The organism is Aeromonas molluscorum, assembly GCF_051376105.1.
In the GTDB taxonomy this organism is placed as follows: Bacteria; Pseudomonadota; Gammaproteobacteria; order Enterobacterales; family Aeromonadaceae; genus Aeromonas; species Aeromonas molluscorum.
Genome location: NZ_JBPQCY010000001.1, coordinates 242,528 through 265,336, shown reverse-complemented (window position 1 = coordinate 265,336; position 22,809 = coordinate 242,528). Strand labels below are relative to the sequence as shown.

Sequence of the window (22,809 nt, the reverse complement as noted above, 5' to 3'; positions counted from 1 at the left end):
CGGCCAGTTGCCGGGGCTTTTTTTAAGGAGCAAAGATGTTTTACCCCCTCGCCAGGCATTTGTTGTTCAAGCTCGATCCGGAAAAGGCTCACGAACTCTCCCTCAAACAGCTCTCTCGCCTCCATGGCACGCCGCTCGATATCTTCTTCCGCCAATCCCTGCCCCCACGCCCCGTCACCTGTATGGGGCTTAATTTTGCCAACCCGGTGGGTCTGGCCGCGGGGCTCGACAAAGATGGCGAGTGCATAGATGCCTTTGGCGCCATGGGCTTTGGCTTCATCGAAGTGGGGACCGTGACTCCCAAACCCCAGAGCGGCAATGACAAGCCCAGGCTGTTTCGGGTCGTGCCGGCAGAGGGGATCATCAACCGCATGGGCTTTAACAACCTGGGGGTTGATCATCTGGTTGAGCGGGTCAAGGCCGCTAAATACCAGGGGGTGATCGGTATTAATATCGGCAAGAATAAAGATACCCCCATTGAGAATGGCAAGGATGATTACCTGATCTGCATGGACAAGGTTTATGATCATGCCGGTTATATTGCGGTCAATATCTCGTCCCCTAATACACCGGGCCTGCGTCAGTTGCAGTACGGTGAGGCGCTTGATGATCTGCTGGCCGCCCTCAAGGAACGGCAGAAGATTTTGGCGGCACAATATAAGAAGTATGTCCCTGTGGCGGTCAAAATCGCACCGGATCTCAGTCTGGATGAAATTAAACAGGTCGCCGGATCCTTGATTAAAAATGGGATCGATGGCGTGATCGCCACTAATACCACGCTCGCCCGTGACATGATCTATGACATGCCCCATGCCGGTGAAACGGGAGGGTTGAGTGGTCGCCCATTGCAACACAAGAGCACAGAGGTGATCCGTTTATTGGCGCAGGAATTAAACGGTGCCCTGCCTATTATCGGTGTCGGGGGAGTGGACAGTGCTCTGGCTGCACGCGAGAAGCTGCAAGCGGGGGCGACACTGGTTCAGGTATATAGTGGCTTTATTTATAAAGGCCCGGCGCTGGTGAAAGAGATTGTGACCAATATCTGACGCAATCGGTTGATTTAATATAAGGGCGCCCCGAATTAACGTTGCTGAAATTATCGACATATAATAAAGTCGAATTACAGCAACAAGGAAGGGCGCCTCATGTTTCTCCAACCAAACGATCAATGGCAATGGCATTACGATGCGAAGTCCGACCGCCTGATGTTGGAGTTGAGTGATGACATGGTATTTGCGACAGAATATCAAGGTCGTCAGTTGGTACCCGCCTCATTCGCCACGCAAGCTTTTTGTGTTGAAGATGCCTCCCTCTATTATCAGCTGATGGATCATGCTGCAGATCTCAATTGGAGCATCCCTCATCAGGTGCAACTGGTATTAAATGCCATCGCTGTGAGTCGCTTCTATAAACCCCTGATGCCGCAAAGCTGGTTTTTTATTGAACAGGGGCAACTGATGGCGCCGCAACAGGGTGAACTGGTCATCATGCATACCCAGGCTGGCCAAGGGACCTTTATGGTGATTGAAGCTGGTGAGCAGGCGAGTGTCTGCCTCAATCTCACTTGCGATCTGATGCTCAGCGGCAACAAGCTGATGCCCCGCTTTGCGGTGATCAAGGTGATGAACAATCGCTTCGGTCGCTACCATCAAGCCGCGCCGGCGCTGCGCCAGGTCAGTTGAATAACGCCGCCACCATTGCGGTTTCCCCTGTTCATCGACTCGCTCTCTTCGTTCTCCATCCACGCCATAGTTGCTCATCACTCCCTGTGTTGAAATAGTGTCCGTCTTGCTTGAATGCCCTTCTTGACGATGCCTTGGGGCTGTTGGCTGGCGCAGCTGCGGCGCTTCCGGGCACTTTGGTGCTCAATTGAGGGGGAGGAGACGATGATCGGGGCAGCCAAGCTGGCCGTGAATGAGGTATAATACGGCACTTTTTATGGCATCCCCGTGAGCGTGATGAAAGAATTTTTTGCAACCTGCCCCAAAGGGCTGGAAAACCTGTTGGCCGACGAGCTGACCACCCTGGGCGCAGAACAGGTCCGTGAGACAGTCGCTGGCGTCCATTTCAAGGGCGAGCTGGCCATTGGCTACAAGGCCTGTCTGTGGAGCCGCTTTGCCTCCCGCATCGTATTGGTGCTGTCCGAATTCCAGATGAATGACGATCTGGATCTCTACCTGGGCGCCCACACTATTGCCTGGGAAGAGCACTTCCCCGGTACCGCCACCATAGCGGTGGACTTTACCGGTACCAACCCCGCCATTCGCAATACCCAGTACGGCGCGCTGAAGATCAAGGATGCCATCGTCGATCGCTTCACCAAGCGCGGCCATGTGCGCCCGGACATAGATAAAAAGTCGCCGGACATCCGCATCATGGCGCACCTTGGCAAAGGCAAGGCCAACATCACCCTCGATTTGTCAGGTCCTGCCCTGCATCAACGTTTCTATCGTCAGGGCACCGGCGAGGCGCCGCTCAAAGAGAACCTGGCAATGGCCATGATCGCTCGCAGCGGCTGGGCCGGTGAGCCCATGATGGACCCCATGTGTGGTTCAGGCACCTTGCTGATCGAAGCCGCCTTTGTCGCCGCCGACATGGCGCCGGCCCTGCGTCGTGAGCGCTTCGGCTTTGACTACTGGCTGCAACACGACGCAGAGCTGTGGCAGAGCCTGATGATGGAAGCGCAGGTGCGCGCCAAGCGTGGCATGCAGCGTTGTGAGGTCAAACTGTTTGGTTGCGACGCCGATCCCCGGGTGCTGATGAAGGCCCGCGACAACGCCAAGGCGGCCGGAGTGGCGCATCTCATCACCTTCAAACAGGCCGATGTGACCGCACTGGATAACCCGCTGCCGCAAGCTGCCGTTGAGGGTGAAGCCCGCCAGGTGGGCATGCTCATCTCCAACCCGCCCTATGGCGAACGTCTCGGCGAGTTCCCGGCGCTCTTGGAAGTGCATCAGGCGCTGGGCGATGCCCTGCGTCGCAGCTTCCAGGGCTGGCGCGTCTCCATTTTGTCCGCATCGCCTGAACTGTTGAGCTGCCTGCGCCTGCGGGCCGACAAGCAGTATCGTCTGTTCAACGGGGCGCTAGAGTGTCAGCTGCGCAACTACCAGATTGCACTGGACTCCGTGGCTTCCCAGAAAGAGGTGGCCCAGGACTTCGCCAACCGCCTGCGCAAGAATCTGAAGACCCTTGAGAAGTGGGCCAGCAAGGAGGGCATCGACTGTTACCGTATCTACGATGCGGACTTGCCGGAATACAACGCCGCCATCGATCGTTATCAGGATTACCTGGTCGTCCAGGAGTATGCGGCGCCCAAGGACATTCCCGCCCAGAAGACCCGTCAGCGTCTGCTCGACATGGTACAGGCCGCCATCAAGGTGACCGGCATGGATGGCGAGAAGGTGATCCTCAAGGTGCGTGAGCGCCAGGAGGGCAAGCAGCAGTACCAGAAGCTCTCCACCGAGCAGCACCGGATGGAAGTGCAGGAGTACGGGGCACGGCTGTGGGTCAACCTCTACGACTACCTGGATACCGGCCTGTTCCTGGATCACCGCCAGACCCGCCGCATGCTGGGGGAGATGGCCAAGAACAAGCGTTTCCTGAACCTGTTCGCTTATACCGGCAGTGCCACAGTGCACGCGGCCCTGGGCGGCGCCAGCGAGACCACCACGGTCGACATGTCTTACACCTATCTGGATTGGGCGCAAGACAACATGCGTCTGAACTCCCAGGTGGGCCGCCAGCACAAGTTTGTGCAGGCCGACTGTCTGAAGTGGCTCTCGGAAGCGCACGATCAGTACGATCTCATCTTCATCGATCCGCCCACCTTCTCCAACTCCAAGCGGATGGACGAGAGCTTCGATGTACAGCGTGATCATCTGATGCTGTTGCAGCACCTCAAACGTCTGCTGGCGGCTGATGGCACCCTGGTATTCTCCAACAACAAGCGTCACTTCAAGATGGATCTTGCTGGCCTGGAAGCCACGGGGCTCAAGGCCCAGAACATCACCCAGAAGACCAGACCCAAGGACTTCGAGCGCAATGTGCACATTCATAACTGCTGGTTGATCACTCACGCGGACAAACCGGCAGACGCCAGCTGATGCTGACCCTGTTTCATACCGATGGTTGCCACCTGTGTGAGCAGGCATGGGGGCTGGTGGAGGAGGCGGGATTGGCCGCACGAACCCGTCAGTGCGACATCATGGATGATGCCAGCTGGTTAGCGCTTTATCGGGTACGGATCCCGGTGTTGCGGGATGAGGCTGGCCGCGAGTTGGGCTGGCCCTTCACCCTGGCCGATCTCAACCTCTGGGTAAAGGCGTAAGCGGACCCTCATTGTGTACCTGTGATATCGAGAGTGGGGCAGACAGGGTCTGTCCCGCTTTTTCATGAAGAATTAAGGAAAAGACATGGCTTTATTAACATTGCACGGCGCTTGTCTGTCGTTCAGTGATTTCCCACTGCTCGACAATGCCGAACTGAGCATAGAGCGCGGCGAGCGTCTCTGTCTGGTGGGCCGCAACGGGGCGGGAAAATCCACCCTGATGAAGGTCATCGCCGGTGAATTGCCCCTCGATGATGGTCGCATGGTGCAGCAGCAGGACTTGAAGGTGACCCGCCTTGAGCAGGATCCCCCCGCCTCCAGCGATCTGACGGTGTTCGATTACACCGCCGAAGGGCTGGCCGGCGTTGGCGAGATCCTCAAGCAGTATCACCATATTTCGATGGAGCTGGCCCACGATCCCTCGGATGCCAACATTCGCATCATGAGCGAGTTGCAAGAGCAGCTCGATTATCAGAATGGCTGGCAGTTCGAGACGCGCATCAGCCAGGTGCTGACCCTGCTCAACCTCGATCCCGATGCGACTCTGGACAGCCTCTCTGGCGGTTGGCTGCGCAAAGTGGCGCTGGCCCGGGCCCTGGCCTGCGATCCGGATCTGCTGCTGCTCGATGAGCCGACCAACCACCTGGACATCGAAGCCATCAACTGGCTGGAAGAGTTCCTGAAAGATTTCCGTGGCGCCATCGTCTTCATCTCTCACGATCGCGAGTTCATCCACAAGCTGGCGACCAGGATCATCGACTTGGATCGCGGCGAGATCACCTCCTGGCCCGGCAACTATGACCAGTACTTGCAGGGCAAAGAGGAGTGGCTGCGGGTCGAGGAGCTGAAGAACGCCGAATTCGATCGCAAGCTGGCCCAGGAAGAGGTGTGGGTTCGCCAAGGGATCAAGGCGCGTCGTACCCGTAACGAAGGCCGGGTTCGTGCCCTCGAAGCCATGCGCATGGAGCGCAGTCAGCGCCGCGAGCTGCAGGGCAAGGCCAAGCTGCAGATGGACGACGTGAATCGCTCCGGCAAACTGGTATTCGAGACCGAAGGGCTTGGCTTGGACTTTGGCGATCGTACCCTGTTCCAGGGGCTGGACTTGCAAGTGCTGCGCGGCGACAAGATTGCGCTGGTTGGCCCCAACGGTTGCGGCAAATCGACGCTTATCAAACTGCTGCTCGGTCAACTCGAGCCAAGCCGCGGCGTGGTCAAGGGCGGCACCAAGCTGGAGGTGGCCTATTTTGACCAGTACCGTGATCAGCTCGATCCCGAACAGACGGTGATGGACAACGTGGGGGAGGGCAAGCAGGAAGTGATGGTGCGGGGCCGCTCTCGCCATATCCTGGGTTACCTGCAGGATTTCCTGTTCGAGCCCAAGCGGGCCCGTACTCCGGTCAAGGCCTTGTCAGGGGGTGAGAAAAACCGTCTACTGTTGGCCAAGCTGTTCCTCAAACCCAGTAACTTGTTGATCTTGGATGAACCAACCAACGATCTGGATGTCGAAACGCTGGAATTGCTGGAGGAGCTGCTGGCGGACTACCCAGGTACCCTGCTGCTGGTCAGCCATGATCGTCGTTTCATCGATAATACGGTCACCGGTTGCTGGCTGTTTGAAGGGGATGGGCGCATCAGTGATTATGTGGGCGGTTATGCCGACATGATGGATACCCGGGCTCTGCAAACTGCACAGTCAGTCAAGGCGGCAAGCAAAGCCCCCCTGGCGACAGAGCCAGTTGCAGTGGCGAGCGAGCCAGTCAAGAAGACCCGCAAGCTCTCCTACAAGGTGCAGTTGGAGCTTGATGAGTTGCCCGCAAAACTGGAGCAACTTGAAGCCGAACTTGATACATTGCAGGGCGAAGTCAATGAGCCCGGCTTCTTCTCGCTCAGTGCCGAGCAGACACAGCAGAAGCTAAATGCCCTGAGTGCTGCCGAAATAGCACTGGATCAGGCCTTCTCCCGTTGGGAGGAGTTGGAAGCGTTGAAACATCAGGACTAAGGACGTAGATGAAAAAGCAATTATCCATACTGGCCGTACTGGTCGGCGCCAGCCTCAATGCGCAGGCGGCACAGAGGCCTTTCTTCAAAATAACTGAAGTAGGGCAGGGCTATGCGACCGGGATCAGCGCGGACAACAGTGTGCTGGCGGTGAAGCTGAAGAATGATGCGGGAAATTTCTTCTCGACCACTCCCTTCTCCGACTTCCTGGTGGACAGATTCCGCTTCGAGCAAGATTGCATCCTCTCGGGAGATGTCTGTGACGCCTTCTGGGAAGACAACGCGAACTTTGGCTACAACTGGCGCCGCGATTTCCTTGATGCCAGCTCCCAGCGTGACAGCTTGGGTGTCTCTGGCAGCGAGACCGATGGTCTGGCCGTGGCCATGGGCCCTGATAGCGGCACCTATGTGGGCTACAAGGCGAGCAAGAATGCGGTCAATGGCTTGGCCAATAGCCGCACCGCCTTTGCCGTTATCGAAAACGGTAACCAGGTTGCCCTGGAGGGCAGTTACAAGGTCAGTGGCACCAACGTGCTGAGCAGTGCGACCAGTGTGGCGCAGGTCAGTGGTAGCCAATATCTGGTGACAGGCACGGCGGCCACCGGTCTTAACCGCAAGGTCGATACCGACGAATATAAAGACTGCTTCAACGGCGACGACGACAATTTTGGCGACTACCGTTATTGCCCGGGTACCGATACCCAGGCCGCCTTCTGGCTGGTGGACAATGGGGCCGCTACCCTGTTCCAGCCGGCCAGCTATTACGACAACGACAAGAACATGGTGCAGACCGCCTCTGCCGCTCAGGCCGTCAAGCTCAAAAATGGCGATTGGGTTGCAGTGGGTTACTCGGCCACCGATGAAGAGGTGTCTGAGCACAGCCTGGATCTGGCCACCTACTGGACCCTGGACTTGGCCAAAAAGAGTACCGGCGCAACCACAGCGATTCCTCTGTCCGACGGCAAGCCCGATGACAGCGATGCCAGCCTGCGTGGCAGCTGGGCGACAGGTGTCAACGCCAATGGTTACGTGATCGGTAACCAGCGTTTTGGTACCAATAAAGGCCAGAACCGTCCGACCGAAATGTTTATCTTCAACCTGAACAGCCCGAGCAGCAACGCCAACGTGCCCCTCAAGGACAAGCCGATTAACGGTGCCAACTCGGAAGCGGCCGCCATCAACGATCACAACATGGTGGTCGGCTGGCGTGACTCCCGTCATCAGACTCAGCCGGTGACCGGCGGTACCAACCGCATGCAGGAGGCGTTCTTGCTGAGCGCGGCCAATGGCAACAACTGGTACCTGAACGATCTCATCTGTGGTCTGAATGATTCAGGTAGCAAGAGCTGCAGCCAGAATGGGGCCTATTACCATATCGCTTATGCCAGCGGCATCAGTACCGATGGCACCATAGCGGCGACGGCCTATCGTTATGCCAATGAGAGCGATCTGAATAGCCGCATCAATGCGAGCGTAGTCAGCGTCAAGCTGAGCCCGGATAGCACCAACTACGAAGGTGTACCGGCGAATCGCGTTGTCTCCAATCCTCCGGTCGTCAATCAGACTGGTCAGGATGGTGACGAAGGCGGTGGTGGTGGCAGCCTGTTCTGGTTGACTCTGTTGGGTCTGCCCTTTGCCTGGCTGCGTCGTCGAGGCTAAAAAAGTGAGTCATAAAAATTTAATGCAGTTCAGTGTCTTGTGTCACAAGGGCTGATTAGCATCGGAATTTTTGTTTGACCTGCCTTTACCCTTGCGTTAATGATGAAAGCGACCGATGAAAAATTGGTCGCTTTTTTCGTTCAACGAAGAGGGTTGTGGAATATGAAGAGACAAAAACGGGATCGTCTGGAAAGAGCTCGCGCTCGCGGCTATCAGGCTGGCGTTGTTGGTAAAAATAGCGAATCTTGTCCGTATCAGTGTCTGGACGCTCGCGGCCATTGGCTGGGAGGATGGCGTGATGCCATGGAAGGACGGAGTTCGGGACTCTTCATGAAGTAGTGAGGTCATCACTATTCAAAGACAGGAAAGGGGCCCGACAGGCCCCTTTGCATTGAGTATCGCAAGCGCAAGGCGGCGATATCAGAAGCTGGTGGTGTCCTTGAACAGACCCACTTTCAGATCGGTAGCGCTGTAGATGGGACGGCCATCCACCTCGACCACACCATCGGCAATCCCCATGACCAGCTTGCGGTTGATGACCCGCTTGAAGGTGATCTTGTAGCTGACCTTCTTGGCCGTTGGCAGGATCTGACCGGTAAACTTCACTTCGCCCACGCCCAGCGCGCGGCCTTTGCCGGGACCACCTTTCCAGCCAAGGAAGAAGCCAACCAGTTGCCACATGGCATCCAGACCCAGACAGCCAGGCATGACGGGATCTCCCGGGAAGTGGCAATCGAAGAACCAGAGATCCGGCGTGATGTCGAGCTCTGCCACGATTTCACCCTTGCCGTGCTCGCCGCCGTTGTCGTTGATAGTGACGATGCGATCCATCATCAGCATGTTGGGGGCGGGCAACTGGCTGTTGCCTTCACCGAACAGTTCACCACGGCTGCAAGCAAGCAGCTCTTCGCGAGAGAACGAGGTCTTGCCTTGTTCACACAGGGAGAGGGGAGCTGCGGAGGCGGTTTTATCTTGGGTCACGCTGTGTATCCTTCATATGAGTCAAAGCGGAGCCAATCTAGCGTACACATGTGCGCTAAACAACTCCGATCACTTGTTAATGGCCAAACAGACGGCCCAGTATGGTGCGCATTATGCCTGTTTTTGGCAAGGTGCCGTTGAGATCGTCCAGTCGTTGCTGGATCCGGCCAAACAGGGTGTCGGCCATGTCCGGCTCGCCAGCGACACAGCCCGTCAGCATCTCGATGGCCTCTTCCACATGATCCACCGGGTGGATATGGAACAGACCCTGTTCGACGGCGGCGATCACTTCATCGGAGAGGTTGAGCTGCTGCGCATTGGTGCCCGGCAGCAAGATCCCCTGCTTACCGTTGAGGCCATGGATCTGGCATACCCGGAAGAAGCCTTCAATCTTTTCGTTAACCCCGCCAACCGCCTGCACATTGCCAAACTGATCGACGGCGCCGGTCACGGCAAAATGCTGATAGATGGGCTGGCGGGCGAGGGCGGAGAGCAGAGCACAGAGCCCGGTCAGGGAGGCGCTGTCGCCGTCAATTTCATGATAAGACTGCTCGAATACCAGATTGGCCGACAGCGGCGAGGGGTTCTCGGCACCAAACTTGTTGGAGAGATAACCGTGAATGATCATCATCGCCTTGGCGTGGATATGACCAGCCAGCTCCGCCTTGCGTTCGATATCCGCCACATCGCCATCGCCCAAATGAACAGTGGCGGTAAGGCGCACAGGTTCCCCAAAGTCATAGGGGTGGCCCGCGACCTGAATGACGGAGAGGCCATTGATCTGGCCAATCTCTTCCCCTTCGGTCTGCAACAGGATCTGACCGTCTATGACCCCCTGATCGGACTGCTCGACCAGATAGTTGAGGCGATAATCCTGTTCGGCCAGGGCATGCACAATATGATCATGTTCGATGATCTCGGCCTCGAACTCCCGAGCCAGGCTGTCGGCCAGGCGCATCAGGGCGGTGAGCTGCACCTCGGACAGAGATAGCCACTCCTGATGGTCGCAGAGCCGGCTGGCATGGCGGCAGAGTGCGGCCTGGGCGGCCGGGGTAAAGTCGAGCAGCGACCAGCGTTGACGTATCCAGGCCAGATAACCGAGAAAATCGGGCAGTTCATCATCAATCTCGACCTCGGAGACCAAATCTGCCCGCAGGAAGATACGCTCGGACATGTCTCTGTCCAGCATCTGGAACTCGGCCACCTCGAGCCTGTCGCCCACCAGGATCAGCTTGAGCCGAATGGGGGTGGCTTCCGGGGTGAAGAAGGGGGTCAGCGTCTTGCCTTCCTGATAGGCATTCCAGTCCAGCTCGCCCTTGAAGATGGCATTCTTGAGCTTGAACCAGAGATGGGGCTGATCCAGCAGCTCATCGAGTTGCAAGATGAGATAGCCGCCATTGGCTTCACGCATCAGACCCGGCTCCAGCAGATGCTGGTTGGCATAGACGGAGCCTTGTTCGGTCTGATAGTTGATGGAGCCAAACAGCGTGTCCCAGTTCAGGTCCCGGCCATAGATGACGGGGGCTTGCTGCGCTTCATGGTGGATCAGCAGATTGATCAGTACAGGGTGCTGGAATTCGAGCCCCTGCGCCACGTGCGCCGCCAGGTCGGAGAGAAAATCGGCTATCTTGGGGTCATTTTTCTGTTTGCGCATGATGCGAGTAACCAGGCGCTCGGCATCCAGGTGGTGGCTCATCAGCTTGAGCAACTCGCCAACCATCTCGCAAAACTCGACCCCAGTGCCCGGCTGTAACCGCAGCCAGATAGGCTTGTATGGGTTGTTGAGGTTCTCGGTATAGCAGAGGTCGAACAGGTCACCATCCTTGCCATGGGTGTCGGCGATCAGGGTACGACACACCTGTTCGTAGTCTGCACCGGGGAAGCCATTGATCAACATCACGGGGCAATCGCCATCGAAACTGGCCAGGCGCTTGATGCCGGAGATGGCTCTGGGTTGCAAGGCGGCGAAGGGGATGGGGTCTAGTTCGCTCAGGGGCGCAAAGCGGTCAATCGCAAAAGCGGGTTTCAGTTGTTCTGATGTTAATTCAGCCAATTAAGACATCCGGTCGGAGAGAGAAGCAATTGTTGCCATTATACACAGTTCGCATATACGTAACAGGAAATGGAATAGCGCACATCACGGCTGTCTGCGGCGACTAGTCTGACAATTAAATAGGAGTAGCTTGTTGATTTTTAATAAAAAAGTATTTAATGCCGCGTCTTTTGATTGATCCCGGCCCTGGGCCCAGGGTTTGCTCGCCATACAGCGCGACATCCCCCTGCCACCTCTGGTCGCGCGGCCATGGCGTCAGCCCTTGCAACGGGACCTCTCGTTGGCTGCATCCGGTAGAGCGGTACTGCGAGCATTGCCAGTCCAAGGGGCGGGGCTTCAAGCAGGGTCAGGTTGTACTGCTTGGATAATGCAATGCCGCTCTTATATTCAATGCCATCTAAAAGAAATTGGTCTGCTGTATATATCTTCCTTTCTTGGAATTAAATGAAACCTGATTTATGAGTGACTGTGTAATTGAGGTGGCTATCGTGGTTGGTCATAGATCAGAAATAACAGCGCTACTCTCTGGTTATGATTGGGGTGAAGGTTATTTTTAGAGGGTTAAATATAGTTATCAATGGCTTGGTGATAGCGCATCGAAAATAAGGCATGGATTGGAGTCCATGCCTGTTACAGATAATAATTAATGCCTGTTTGGCTAGTAAATAAGGATTATCAACCAGCTGATAATGAAGCCAATGGCAATGCCGAGGCTAACGCTGCCGACAGGATTGCGTTTGATCTGTTCGATCATTTTATTGAGATACGGGCGTTGGCTTTTTTCAAGTCACTGCCTGTGTCGCTCAAGGTTGTGGCAGTCGAGCCAGCTGCTTCGACAAGTTTATCGACCACCTCATGAGTGTTTTGGGTCACCTTATCGAGGATGGGGTGGGTGCTGTGTACTGCGCTATTGGCATCTTGCTGCATTTTCATGACGAGATCGGCAGGCGCATCTTTTGTTGCGGCAGCATGGGGTGCGTTCATGATGTTTCTCCGTATCCGCTATGCTTTATCGCCTGGTATCAGCAGCTCTGCTGCAGTTGTCGAACTTGACGAGCATGAGACTTACCATGGATGGAGAAAGGGGAGGGCGATGACCCATGCGCATTCAGGTGCTGAGTAAGATCCCTTTGAGTGGCTATCTTGTGGCCTCAATGTGCAGGGGTTGTGACTCAAGGCAGATGAGAAATAGCCAGCCTCTTTGTCGCGGCATGAAATGTTTTTTTCTGCCGATGTGATAGAGCTATATGAATATGACCTATCTGCTGTATGGTGTCGGTGCGATGGAACACATAGCGTAATATATTTGCATCCTGATGGGTTTGTACTTACTTTATTGTTTGATAAAGTTGCGTTTGATTACGCAAAATTCGACGTGTCAAAGTTTATTTTTGGGGCACGTCCATGGTGTATGCTTGTGATGCGATTCAATATCGTGTGATGCGAGTAAAATACACTGGGCGATATATGGAACCAACATAATGTCAGAACATAACCCGAAGCAAAATCATTTGCTGGCAGCCTTGCCTGCTGAGGTCTACTCACGTTTGCTTCCGCACCTTGAGTTTATCACGCTGCCATTAGGTAATGGTATTGTATGAGTCTGGCGATACCTTGCGTCATGTCTATTTTCCTATCGATTCCATCGTCTCATTGTTGTATGTCATGAAGAGCGGCGCCTCGGCCGAGATCTCCGTGGTGGGCAATGAAGGACTGATTGGGGTCGCACTTTTCATGGGGGGGGAAAGCACCACGAGCCGCGCCCTGGTACAAAGTGCCGGTTGTGCATACCGCCTGAGAGGCCATTTGCTGAAGAGCGAGTTCAATCTGCATGGGGACATGCTGCATCTGGTCTTGCGTTACACCCAGGCATTGCTGACCCAGATGGCCCAAACGGCCGTGTGCAATCGCCATCACACCATAGATCAGCAGCTGTGCCGCTGGTTGCTGCTCTCCCTCGACAGGTTGTCCGGCGATAAGCTGTGCATGACACAGGAGTTGATCGCCAACATGCTGGGTGTGCGCCGTGAAGGGGTGACCGATGCGGCGTGCAAGCTGCAAAAGCTGGGGGTGATAGAGTATCGCCGCGGTCACATCACGGTGCTGGACAGACCCAAACTTGAACGGTTGAGCTGTGAATGTTATGCCGTGGTCAAGGCGGAGACAGACCGTCTGCTGCCTTATCTGACACCCTAACCGCCCCAGGTTCTCGCAGCGTCCCGCCACTGCCCAAGTGGCTGCCCCCGAGGGTGCCAGCATTGGCATGGCCACTTGGGGGGTATTTTTGCTGTCCACTTATCGTTCGGAGCTGGTTGGCGTCGCGAGGGTCAGTTCGACCCTGTGCTGACCACCATCCAGGGTGAGCGGTATGCGCAGTGGCGTCCCGCCTGCGGGCAAGGGTACGCTATCGAGCAGTATGTGTTCATCTTGTTGGGCAAGCAGCCCTTCAGCCTTGACCACTATGGTGTAATGGGTGTTCTCAATCGTTATCTCTGCGCTGAAGCCGGGCCAGTGTGCGGGCAGGGTGGGGGTGATGCACAAGCAAGCTCCCTCCCGACGTATCCCCAAGATGCCCTCGATACCGGCCTGGTACATCCAGCCCGCTGCCCCCGTGTACCATGTCCAGCCGCCACGTCCGCAGTGTGGCGCCACTGAGTAGATATCCGCAGCCATCACATAAGGTTCAACCTTGTAGTGTTCAACGGCGGCAGCATCCAGAGCATGGTTAATGGGGTTGAGCAAGTTGAACAGTGCATAAGCCCGGTTGGCATCCCCCAATTGGGCGAAGGCGAGCACGGCCCAGGTGGCGGCATGGGTGTATTGGCCGCCGTTTTCACGCAGTCCCGGCGGATAACCGCGAATATATCCCGGGTTTGGGGTCAACTTGTCGAACGGCGGGGTGAATAGCCGCGACAGCCCCTCATCGTAGTCGATGAGATACTGCTCAAGGGAGTCCATTGCTCTGCCGGCGTGCGTGGGATCGGCGTTCCCCGAGAGCACGGCCCAGGATTGTGCGATGGCGTCTATCTGGCACTCCGGACTCTCCTGTGAGCCAAGCCAGGTGCCATCGTCGAAGGTGGCCCGGCGATACCAGGCGCCATCCCAGGCATGGCGTTCCAGTGCCGCCTCGAGTCGCTCGGCATGAGCCAGCCACTGCTCGGCACGTCCCTCCTGGCGTGACTGGGCAAGGGGCACAAACAGCGTGAGGGTGCGCAGCAACAGCCAGCCCAGCCAGACACTCTCGCCTTTGCCGGCCCGCCCGACCTGATCCATGCCATCGTTCCAGTCCCCGGATCCCATGAGTGGCAAACCGTGGCGCCCGGTGAGGGCGATGGTCTGATCCAGCGCCCGCGCGCAGTGTTCATACAAGGAGACCGACTCTTCGGATACCTGGGGTTGGAAGAAGGCATCCTGCTCTGCGTCACTCAGGGATTGTCCCTCCAGGAAGGGGATCATCTGCGCGAGGATCCCGTCGTCGGCACTGCGCTGAATGTAGGTCGCCGTGGCAAAGGCCAGCCAGACTCTGTCATCGGAGATGCGGGTACGCACCCCCTGGCCTGAATGTGGCAGCCACCAGTGTTGCACATCCCCTTCCCTGAACTGGCGGGCAGCGGCGCGCAGCAGATGCGCTCGCGTGCTTTGGGGGGCGGCAAAGCTGAGCGCCATCCCATCTTGCAACTGATCGCGAAAACCGTAAGCCCCGCTCGCCTGATAGAACGCCGAGCGGGCCCAGAGCCGACAGGCAATCGTCTGATAGAGCAGCCAGCCATTGAGCAGAATGTCCATGGCGCGATCCGGGGTGCTGACCTGCACGGCGCCCAGCAGCGTCTGCCATTGCGCATCCACTTGCGCCAGCACCTCATCGAGGCCTTGACGATAACGGGTGACAAGGGCGCTGGCCTGCTCGTTCGAGGTGGCTTGCCCCAGCAGGATCACACATTCAAGACGCTCGCCAGGCAAGAGGTCGATGTGCATCTGCAGTGCCGCACAGGGATCCAGTCCCGCTCCCGTTTTACCGGACAGGGCATGGCGGCTGGTCAGCGCCGCAGGCGCCGCCGAGTGGCCACGGAATCCGAGGAACTCGGCGCGATCGGCGGTCCAGCTTGTCTGCTTGCCACCGAGATCGAGGAAGGCCACGCGGCCCGGGAAGGCGGTATTCCACGGGTTTTGTGCCAGCATGGCGCCCGTGCTGTCATCCAGCTGGCTGGTGATAAAGGGGGCACTGACGGAGCGATTGGCGCCCAGCACCCACTCCACGTAACAGGTCACCGACAGGCGGCGGGGCTCATTCGTCAGGTTGTGCAACGTCAAACGCGAGATCTTGATGGGGTCCGAGACCGGGACAAACTGCAACAATTCGCTGTGGATGCCGTGGGCCTGGTGCTCGAAGCGGCTGTAACCATAGCCATGACGGGCAATATAGGGTCCACCATCCCGAATGGGCTGCGCGGTAGGGCTCCACAGTTCTAGGGTCTCTTCATCGCGCAGGTAGATGGCTTCACTGGCCGGATCCGTCACAGGATCATTTGACCAAGGGGTAAGCTGGTTCTCCTTGCTGTTGTCGGCCCAGGTATAACCACTCCCTTCGGCGGAGGCTTGAAAGCCAAAATGGGGATTGGCAATCACGTTGAGCCAGGGAGCCGGGGTGTGTTGGTCTGCCGACAGCAGGGTGACATATTCGCGCCCTGCCTTGGCAAATCCACCCAGACCATTGAAGCACTCCAGCTCCGGGTGATGCGGGTGCTTGAGGGCGGGGACATGCCGCAACCTGCTTCCGCCCCCTGGTTGGGCAAATGGGGGGAGGGCGGGCTGACGGGCCAGCTGTTCCTGCAACGAGCCCCGGCGGGCTATCAAAACGACCCGCGCCGCCGCATACAAGAGGGCGCAAACCTCATCGCTCATCAAGTCGATGCGCACGGCATAGACGGATCCCTGCGCCAGCTCGGTATGAAAACGTGGCCGGGACTGGCTGCTGCGCACGGCCGTGTCGATGCCATTTTGCAGATCCTGCACATAGGTGGAGGCATGCTCATTGACGATCACCAGGTCGACGGCCAGACGTTTCATGCGCAGATATTCATGGGCCAGCAGCAGTTCACGAACCTGCGCCAGATCCTCAATGTCGTCAATGCGCAGCAGCATGATGGGCAGATCCCCGGAAATGGACTGCTGCCAGAGGGCTGATTGCCGTGTCAGGCCCCGGACTATGGTGCTCGATGGGGAGCGGAACCTGGCGTCGGCATAGAGCAAAGGGGCCGCTAGGCGCTGGAAATTGGCGGCATCGGCTGCCTGAATATTGAGGTGATGCAACTGCACCTGGGCCTGTGTCCAGGCCAGCGTCTTGGTGCGCTGGAACGAGTGGCGATTATGGTGCTGATCGATGAGATCGAGCAGCGCCTGCCGTGACGGGGCGACCAGGGTCCAGAAAGCAAGGTGAGTGCTGCTGCCAGGCAGGATGTGCACGCGCTGGCGCAGTGAAAACACGGGGTCGAGCACTGTGCCCACGGTATTTGACAGGGGAGCGTCACGGCCCATGGCGCGGGCCGAGGCGAGGGTGTGACCCCGGCCAATAAACTGCGCCCGATCGGACTCGTATTGCAGGGGCTCGGTGAGAGGCTCCTCGGCAAGGATGAAATGGCCGGCCCAGACTTCGCTCTCCTCGGCGGTTCTTGGACGCCGCGTGGCAAGCAGGGCGCCGAGTTCGGCCACAAATTCGGTGACGACAAACAGCTTGCTAAAGGCGGGGTGAGCCCTGTCTGCCTCCGGTGTGGTCAGCACGACCTCGGCATAGGAGGTTAGCTCTATGCTGCGCACGCTGCGGCCCCGGTTGTTCAGCGAGATGCGACGCACCTCGCCATCGGCCTCACCAGACACCAGCACCTCCATTGTGGTGGTCAGCTTGTCGTGATGATGGACAAATTGCGCGCGATCTTCGGCGAAAACAACCTCCCCGTTGCTATCAGAGTTGCCAAGGGGCTGGGCGCAAGGTGACCAGGTATCGCCACTGTTCACATCCTGCAGGAAGAGGAAGGAGCCCCAATGATCCCGGGTCGCATCCTCTTGCCAGCGGGTGATGGCAAGATTGCACCAACGGCTGTAGCCGGCCCCCGCACTGGTGAGCATGACGCTGTAGCGACCATTGGAGAGCAGGTGAGTCACCGGTGCCCCCAGGCGCGATGACGGGAGACGGCGCACCGAGCTGACATCCTGACTGTTCGGGGTGAGCGATGCCTTCATCTCGGCGGCCCTCGGCCGGACAATGGCCATCTCCTGGGGGATGCGCTCTTGCAATAACAACTCGCAGGATTGGATGATGGGGTCGTCATGGAAGCGGGTACGCATCTGCCCGGCATGGAGGGCATTGGCGATGGCCACTATGGTCATTCCCTGGTGGTGCGCCATGAAGTTCTGCACTATGGCGACGCTCTGGTTGTCGGGCAGTCGAGAGGGAGTGAAGTCCAGGGCCTCGTAGAAACCGTAGCGTCCGGCGCCCCCGAGACCCGCCAGGCGCTGGAAGTTTTTCAGGGCGGCGACAGGGTTGACCATGGCGGCGAGCCCGGTGGCATAGGGTGCGACGACGCGGCTCTCGGCCAGACCACGTTTAAGGGCCAACTGCGGTATGCCGAAATTGGAGTATTGATAGGTGAACTCCATATCCCGTGCGTTGTAAGCCGATTCCGAGATGCCCCATGGAATGCCAAGGGAGTGGGCATAGTGGATCTGCAACTCGACGATCAGGCGGTTGGTGCGTTCCAGTTGCGAGCCGATGGGGGCCCGCATCACCAGGGAGGGCATCAGGTATTCAAACATGGAGCCAGACCAGGAGATGAGCGCGGCGGCCTGACCCAGCGGGGTCGCCGAGCGCCCGAGTCTAAACCAGTGATTGGTGATCACATCGCCCTTGGCGATGGCAAACAGGCTGGCCAGTCTCGCCTCCGAGGCGAGCAGATCATAACAGCTGTTGTCGAGCCGGTTGTCGGAGAGGGAATAGCCTATGGCCAGCAGCTTGCGCTCGGGATTAAACAGGAATGCGAAGTCCATGCCCATGGCAAGGGCGCGGGCATGTTCTGCCAGGGCTTGCAGCCGGGCCTGCTGCCCGCAGGCCTGGGCATTGAGCTCGGTCTGATCCTTAAGATGCTCTGCCACCATGCGGGCAAGCGCCGCGAACCAGAAGAGCAGCTCGCCCCGCTCGGTTGGACTCTCCTTGGGATCAAGCTGGTGGGCCGCATTGGCCGCTTGCAGTGTCAGGTGTGCGAGATCCGGCAACAGGTGCTGCGGCGAGAGCTGAGCGGCCAACTGGCGATGCACTTCCTTGAGGTAGAGGGCGAGGCCCTTGATGGCATCTCCATTTTGCCGGGGATAGGCGCGCAGCGCCTGATCCGCCAGGAGAGCGGTATCCGTTATCCCGCTGACCATTTCGCCGTTATCAGTCTGTTGCTGCCAATGTTCACAGGTAGTCGCAACGACCAGCAAGTGACCGGCCAGATTGCCACTGTCAACCGAAGAGACATAGGCTGGCTCCAGGGTGAGCAGGGTGCGGGTATCGTACCAGTTGAATAAATGCCCCTTGAAGCGAGGGAGCCGTTGCATCACGGCCAGGGTGGCTTCCAGCCGCTTGATGGTGGCGCCGCGCCCGGCCCAGCCGAAGTCATTGGCCGCCAGGGCTGCGAGCAGATAGAGCCCCATGTTGGTGGGGGAGGTGCGATGTGCGATGACCTCGTTGGGGGTCTCCTGGAAGTTGTCCGGTGGCAGCTGGTTATCGAGATCGGTCACGAAGGTTTCAAAATAGCGCCAGGTGCGGCGCGCAATCAGCCGCAGCTGCATCGCCTCCTGTGCGTTGCACGCCATCTGTTTCGTGAAATAGCGCGGCTGGCTGCTCCAGCAGGCCAGCAGGGGAGCCAGCAGCCAGAGCAGGCCGAAGGGCACGACCAGCGGCCAGGCGCCGGGCGCACTGAGCAAGGTTACCGTGCTCATCCAGAGTCCCAGTAGCACACCCGCCGTCATCAGTCGGTAAAAGCCCCAGCGGGTCAGGCGCGGCGCCCCCGTTGTCTGCGCCGTAGTGGTCCACTCCAGCAGGTGGCGGTGAGATAGAGAAAGGCGAAACAGGGTACGCACTATGGCATCGGCCATGCGCCACGTCTGATCGGCGAGAAAGGTGAGGCTGAACAGCGTCTGCATGAAGGCCCGCTGCAGGTTATTGCCCATTTTGTCCAGGTAGTGACGCCATAAGAAGTTGCGCTGGCGGGGAATAAACGCAAAGAGCAGCGGCAAGAAGATGGGGAGGGCCAGGGCGCCAATCAGCAGCAGATCTGCCGTCGTGGCGACGGCCAGCGGCAGTTGCCAGGAGACCAGCAGGGCCAGCAAGGCGCTTGGGGCCAGCAGGGAGCGACAGAGGTTATCAAACATCTTCCAGCGGCCAATCAATGGCAACCTATGTTGTCCGCGTTGCTGATGGTAGACCCAGGCAAGCAACTGCCAGTCGCCTCGCGTCCAGCGATGCTGGCGCTTGGCGCTGACGTCGTAGCGCGAGGGAAACTCTTCGACGACCTCAATGTCCGAGGCCAGCCCCGCCCGTGCAAAGATCCCCTCGAACAAGTCATGACTCAGATGGCTGTTCTCCGGTACCCGTCCTGCCAGTGCCGCAGTGAAGGCATCGACGTCATAGATGCCCTTGCCGGTGAAAGAGCCTTCGCCAAACAGATCCTGATAGATGTCCGACACCGTTGCCGCATAGGGATCCATGCCGCCGGGGCCTGAGTAGAGCCGCTGATAGTAGGAGCCATCCTGACCCAGGGGAAGCGAAGGAGTGACCCGGGGCTGGAGAATGCCATAGCCATGGGTGACGCGCTGCTGGCTTGCATCGAAATGAGCATGATTGAGGGGGTGGGCCATCTTGCCAATCAGGCGACTGGCGGTATCCCGCGGCAAGCGGGTATCCGCATCCAGGGTGATGACATAGCGCACGTCCCGGGGGAGAGCAGGGGGGTTGTCCTCCTGCATCATAAAGGTGGTATCGACGGCTCCGCGTAGCAGACGATTGAGTTCGTACAGCTTGCCACGCTTGCGCTCCCACCCCATCCAGCAGCCTTCGCTGGGGTTGAAGTGGCGATGACGGTGAAGCAGAAAGAAGCGATCCCCCGATGGTCCCGGGCCATATTTGCGGTTCAAGCGAGCAATGGCGAGCTTGGCCTCGTCCAGCAGGGCGGCATCATTGGGCATGATTTCATGAGGGGCGTCCACGCCATCGGAGAGCAGGGCAAAGCTGAGCTCGCCACTGATCCCCGATAAGTGGTGGATTTCCAGCTGTTCCACTTGCGCCAGCAGCTCGGACTGGGAAGTAAGGAGCGTGGGGATGACCACCAGGGTGCGCAGCGAGGCCGGGACGCCCTGGCTGAGATCCATGGCGGGCAAGGGCAGGGGAGAGAGATGGCAGCTGATGAGATAGTTGACCAGTGCGATGGCCGCGGCATTGGCGGGCAAGAACGCGAACAAGATAAAGAGCGCATGCCAGATGGACCAAGGCTCGCCAGTTTGCATGAGCAGTCCATGACCGCCCACCAGCAGGCACAGTGTCAGCAGGGTAATGACCCCGACATAGCCGGCAATGCCGAGCCGGGAGTGATAGCGATGCAGGCGCAGGCGCAGAGGGGGGCGAAAGCCGAGACTGGCTTCCAGTGCCAACCTGCCTTGCGCAATCAGATGATACCCGGGTTCTTGCGCTCTGCGGGCTAGATCGTCCTGCGCCGTCTCGGCGGCATGCTGGCTGGCGGCCAGCACCCTGGCCGTGACATCCTGCTCATCGTGGGGAGAGTGGCGGGCAAGCTGCTCGATGGCGCGGCGATAGAGGTCGCGGGTGGGGAAATCCATCTCGGCAAAGTGACTGCTGGTCCGCAGCTGCTGATCCACCAGGCTCATCTTCTCGAACAGCTCGGTCCAATCGATGTCCGAGATGAAGCGCATGCTGGTAATGATATTGCGGATAGTGACGTTTGAGGCACCTTGTCGCTGCTGTGCATGCAGCACGACCTCCTCGACGGAGAGCCCTTGCTGCGTGAGCCTAGCTTCGAGCCAGCCGAGGGCTGGCGTGATCTTCGGATCCTGATCGCGCAGCTGTTTGACCAATTGGGCGGCGAACAGCTCAGACAAGGGGTCGCTGGCCCGTGAGGCTATCTCTTCGTTCAGCGCGCTGCTCGCGCAACCGGCGGCAAGCAGCCGGGTACAGAGAGCATCTGCCTCGGCTCTGATCTGGCGGCCAAGAGTTATCTGCTCTACCAGGCGGCGCAAGTTTTCAACCAGCACGATCCTGAGGGTGATGGACACCGCCCACAGCTCCCCGATGGTCAAAGGTTGCACGCGCTGATAGGCCAGAATGAAACGACTCAGGATCTCGGGATCGAAATGGCTGTCATTGTGGGCCACGAAGGCCCAGGCAATGCCAAAGACCCTGGGATAGCCGGCAAATGGGCCTTCGGCGAGCTTGGGAAGCTGACGGTAGTAACTGGGGGGCAGGCTGCTGCGGATCTCGTAGAGCTGGGCTTCGACCAGGTGGTAGTTGTCGATAAACCACTCAGCGGCATGGGTCAGCTCATTTCCCAGTTCGAGTTCAGCCGCGCTGGCCAGGTAGGCGGATGACAAGACAGCCTCATTCTCCTTCAACCTCAAGTGCAAGGAGTGCACCGCAAGAGGATGCGAGGTGACTGGTTGGGCCTCTGCCAGGGTGATGGCATGGGACTCCAGCCGCTCTATGCCAAACAGCTCCTCACGAATGGGATCTTTGTTCTGCCAGAGGGTACTGACCGACTTGGAACCAAATAGCCTAGTGCGCCAACCGTTCATGGGAATCTCCCACGTTTTCGCCACGGGGCATTGCTCCGTGATCCCGGGAAATCAATCCATTTCGTATTTGGTCTGACATGAGCTAAGTCTCTTCGTAAACGGCGGCGCCGAGGGCGCCATCGAAGTGCATGATGAGGGTGAGTCCTGGCAGCCTTAATGACGATGTGGCGCGACCAGGTTGCGACAGGCAGTTCGATTGATGAGGGAGACAAGACGCGGAAGCCGATAGCGGCGATCGCCTGGCGCATGCCTGAGCAGCCAAGCCACGTCATCGAGGCAATGCGCTCAGGCATCTGTTTACGTGTTTTGTTTAGGCACTATGGCGAAGGGAGGAACAGGTGTCTGTTCTTTAGCGTACATATCAAGGCCTGCGGCTCCGATGAGAACACCCGAACCCACGGGACCGCCGACATGCGACCAGAGAAGGCTTCGACCAAGCAGGCAATGGAGGGCTTATGGCAAGCCCGCATGAACACGCCAAGAGGATGGAGTCAGCTCGGATTACATATTCAATTTAACATAATATACATTATGCGCAGTAAGGTTAGGCCCGTCGCTAGGGGTCGCAAACACAGTTATGGCAAGGGCTACCGCTGTGCCTGCTCCTTTTGAATACTTCGCCAGGATGTCGTACCAAGCCTTTTTCAGCTCGGGATCTTCCTCTCTGACCGCCGCCATGCTTAACAGCACTTCGCTGACGTCTAAACCAGCTGCTTCTGCCATCTTTTTTGCAGTGGCATCAGTGAGTTGTGACTTTCCTTTGTTCACTGCTGATATGTAAGAGCTGGTAAATCCCAGGTCTGCGGCGACTTCCTGGAATTGGCTGTACTTTTTGGCCCTCATGTAGGCCAGAAGCAGCGTTTTAGAGTCCATGTTTTTGTCTCCTGAGTGATTAGACAATCGGCCCATCATACCCATTTTGGCGAAAAACGGCTTGTTTCCATTCAACTCTTCA

General features: G+C 58.0%; 13 protein-coding genes. 8 read left to right on the top strand and 5 right to left on the bottom strand.

Annotated features, from left to right (window positions below; all coding sequences use genetic code 11):
* Window positions 1-35 precede the first annotated feature (35 nt).
* The 7 genes from pyrD to rmf all read left to right on the top strand — a co-directional run bounded on the left by pyrD (window position 36) and on the right by rmf (window position 8,323).
* A complete protein-coding gene (gene pyrD / locus ACSMDR_RS01155; RefSeq protein ID WP_436466739.1) occupies window positions 36-1,046 on the top strand; it encodes a quinone-dependent dihydroorotate dehydrogenase in 1,011 nt (336 codons plus the stop codon).
* 99 nt (window positions 1,047-1,145) lie between these two features.
* Complete coding sequence (locus ACSMDR_RS01150) at window positions 1,146-1,682, top strand: cell division protein ZapC (RefSeq protein WP_005912580.1); 537 nt, start codon at window positions 1,146-1,148, stop codon at window positions 1,680-1,682.
* Window positions 1,683-1,958: 276 nt separating this feature from the next.
* Window positions 1,959-4,103, top strand: coding sequence for a bifunctional 23S rRNA (guanine(2069)-N(7))-methyltransferase RlmK/23S rRNA (guanine(2445)-N(2))-methyltransferase RlmL (gene rlmKL, locus ACSMDR_RS01145; RefSeq protein ID WP_436466738.1), 2,145 nt, complete (start codon window positions 1,959-1,961; stop codon window positions 4,101-4,103).
* Window positions 4,103-4,327 carry a glutaredoxin family protein gene (locus tag ACSMDR_RS01140; protein WP_436466737.1) on the top strand — a complete coding sequence of 75 codons (225 nt, stop codon included), beginning with the start codon at window positions 4,103-4,105 and terminating at the stop codon, window positions 4,325-4,327. The genes rlmKL and ACSMDR_RS01140 overlap by 1 nt, the downstream gene beginning before the upstream one ends.
* Window positions 4,328-4,412: 85 nt before the next feature.
* On the top strand, window positions 4,413-6,326 hold the full coding sequence (uup, locus tag ACSMDR_RS01135; RefSeq protein ID WP_436466736.1) for an ATP-binding cassette ATPase Uup: 1,914 nt from the start codon (window positions 4,413-4,415) through the stop codon (window positions 6,324-6,326).
* Window positions 6,327-6,334: 8 nt separating this feature from the next.
* Window positions 6,335-7,984: a DUF3466 family protein gene (locus tag ACSMDR_RS01130; protein ID WP_436466735.1), complete on the top strand. Its 1,650-nt coding sequence runs from the start codon at window positions 6,335-6,337 to the stop codon at window positions 7,982-7,984.
* 162 nt (window positions 7,985-8,146) lie between these two features.
* Complete coding sequence (gene rmf / locus ACSMDR_RS01125) at window positions 8,147-8,323, top strand: ribosome modulation factor (RefSeq protein WP_005905568.1); 177 nt, start codon at window positions 8,147-8,149, stop codon at window positions 8,321-8,323.
* Window positions 8,324-8,404: 81 nt separating this feature from the next.
* Here the strand turns inward: rmf and fabA are convergent, their stop codons facing one another.
* The 3 genes from fabA to ACSMDR_RS01110 all read right to left on the bottom strand — a co-directional run bounded on the left by fabA (window position 8,405) and on the right by ACSMDR_RS01110 (window position 12,002).
* Window positions 8,405-8,965: a 3-hydroxyacyl-[acyl-carrier-protein] dehydratase FabA gene (fabA, locus tag ACSMDR_RS01120; RefSeq protein WP_005905570.1), complete on the bottom strand. Its 561-nt coding sequence runs from the start codon at window positions 8,963-8,965 to the stop codon at window positions 8,405-8,407.
* A 76-nt stretch (window positions 8,966-9,041) separates the two neighbouring features.
* Entirely contained in the window at window positions 9,042-11,018 is a 1,977-nt protein-coding gene (locus tag ACSMDR_RS01115) for a Lon protease family protein (protein ID WP_436466734.1), read from the bottom strand.
* Between the two features lie 750 nt (window positions 11,019-11,768).
* Window positions 11,769-12,002, bottom strand: a complete 234-nt coding sequence (locus tag ACSMDR_RS01110; protein ID WP_436466733.1) for a hypothetical protein — start codon at window positions 12,000-12,002, stop codon at window positions 11,769-11,771.
* A 609-nt stretch (window positions 12,003-12,611) separates the two neighbouring features.
* Between ACSMDR_RS01110 and ACSMDR_RS01105 the strand changes: the two genes are divergently transcribed.
* Complete coding sequence (locus ACSMDR_RS01105) at window positions 12,612-13,214, top strand: Crp/Fnr family transcriptional regulator (RefSeq protein WP_436466732.1); 603 nt, start codon at window positions 12,612-12,614, stop codon at window positions 13,212-13,214.
* A 99-nt stretch (window positions 13,215-13,313) separates the two neighbouring features.
* Here ACSMDR_RS01105 and ACSMDR_RS01100 read toward each other — a convergent pair whose 3' ends face one another.
* Both ACSMDR_RS01100 and ACSMDR_RS01095 read right to left on the bottom strand, forming a co-directional pair.
* Window positions 13,314-21,854, bottom strand: coding sequence for a GH36-type glycosyl hydrolase domain-containing protein (locus ACSMDR_RS01100; protein WP_436466731.1), 8,541 nt, complete (start codon window positions 21,852-21,854; stop codon window positions 13,314-13,316).
* A gap of 501 nt (window positions 21,855-22,355) precedes the next feature.
* Window positions 22,356-22,727, bottom strand: coding sequence for a helix-turn-helix domain-containing protein (locus tag ACSMDR_RS01095; RefSeq protein WP_436466730.1), 372 nt, complete (start codon window positions 22,725-22,727; stop codon window positions 22,356-22,358).
* Window positions 22,728-22,809 lie beyond the last annotated feature (82 nt).

Coding starts and splice junctions, on each gene's coding strand:
- pyrD (WP_436466739.1), top strand. CDS start 36: ATGTTTTACCCCCTCGCCAGGCATTTGTTGTTCAAGCTCGATCCGGAA.
- ACSMDR_RS01150 (WP_005912580.1), top strand. CDS start 1,146: ATGTTTCTCCAACCAAACGATCAATGGCAATGGCATTACGATGCGAAG.
- rlmKL (WP_436466738.1), top strand. CDS start 1,959: ATGAAAGAATTTTTTGCAACCTGCCCCAAAGGGCTGGAAAACCTGTTG.
- ACSMDR_RS01140 (WP_436466737.1), top strand. CDS start 4,103: ATGCTGACCCTGTTTCATACCGATGGTTGCCACCTGTGTGAGCAGGCA.
- uup (WP_436466736.1), top strand. CDS start 4,413: ATGGCTTTATTAACATTGCACGGCGCTTGTCTGTCGTTCAGTGATTTC.
- ACSMDR_RS01130 (WP_436466735.1), top strand. CDS start 6,335: ATGAAAAAGCAATTATCCATACTGGCCGTACTGGTCGGCGCCAGCCTC.
- rmf (WP_005905568.1), top strand. CDS start 8,147: ATGAAGAGACAAAAACGGGATCGTCTGGAAAGAGCTCGCGCTCGCGGC.
- ACSMDR_RS01110 (WP_436466733.1), bottom strand. CDS start 12,002: ATGAACGCACCCCATGCTGCCGCAACAAAAGATGCGCCTGCCGATCTC.
- ACSMDR_RS01100 (WP_436466731.1), bottom strand. CDS start 21,854: ATGAACGGTTGGCGCACTAGGCTATTTGGTTCCAAGTCGGTCAGTACC.
- ACSMDR_RS01095 (WP_436466730.1), bottom strand. CDS start 22,727: ATGGACTCTAAAACGCTGCTTCTGGCCTACATGAGGGCCAAAAAGTAC.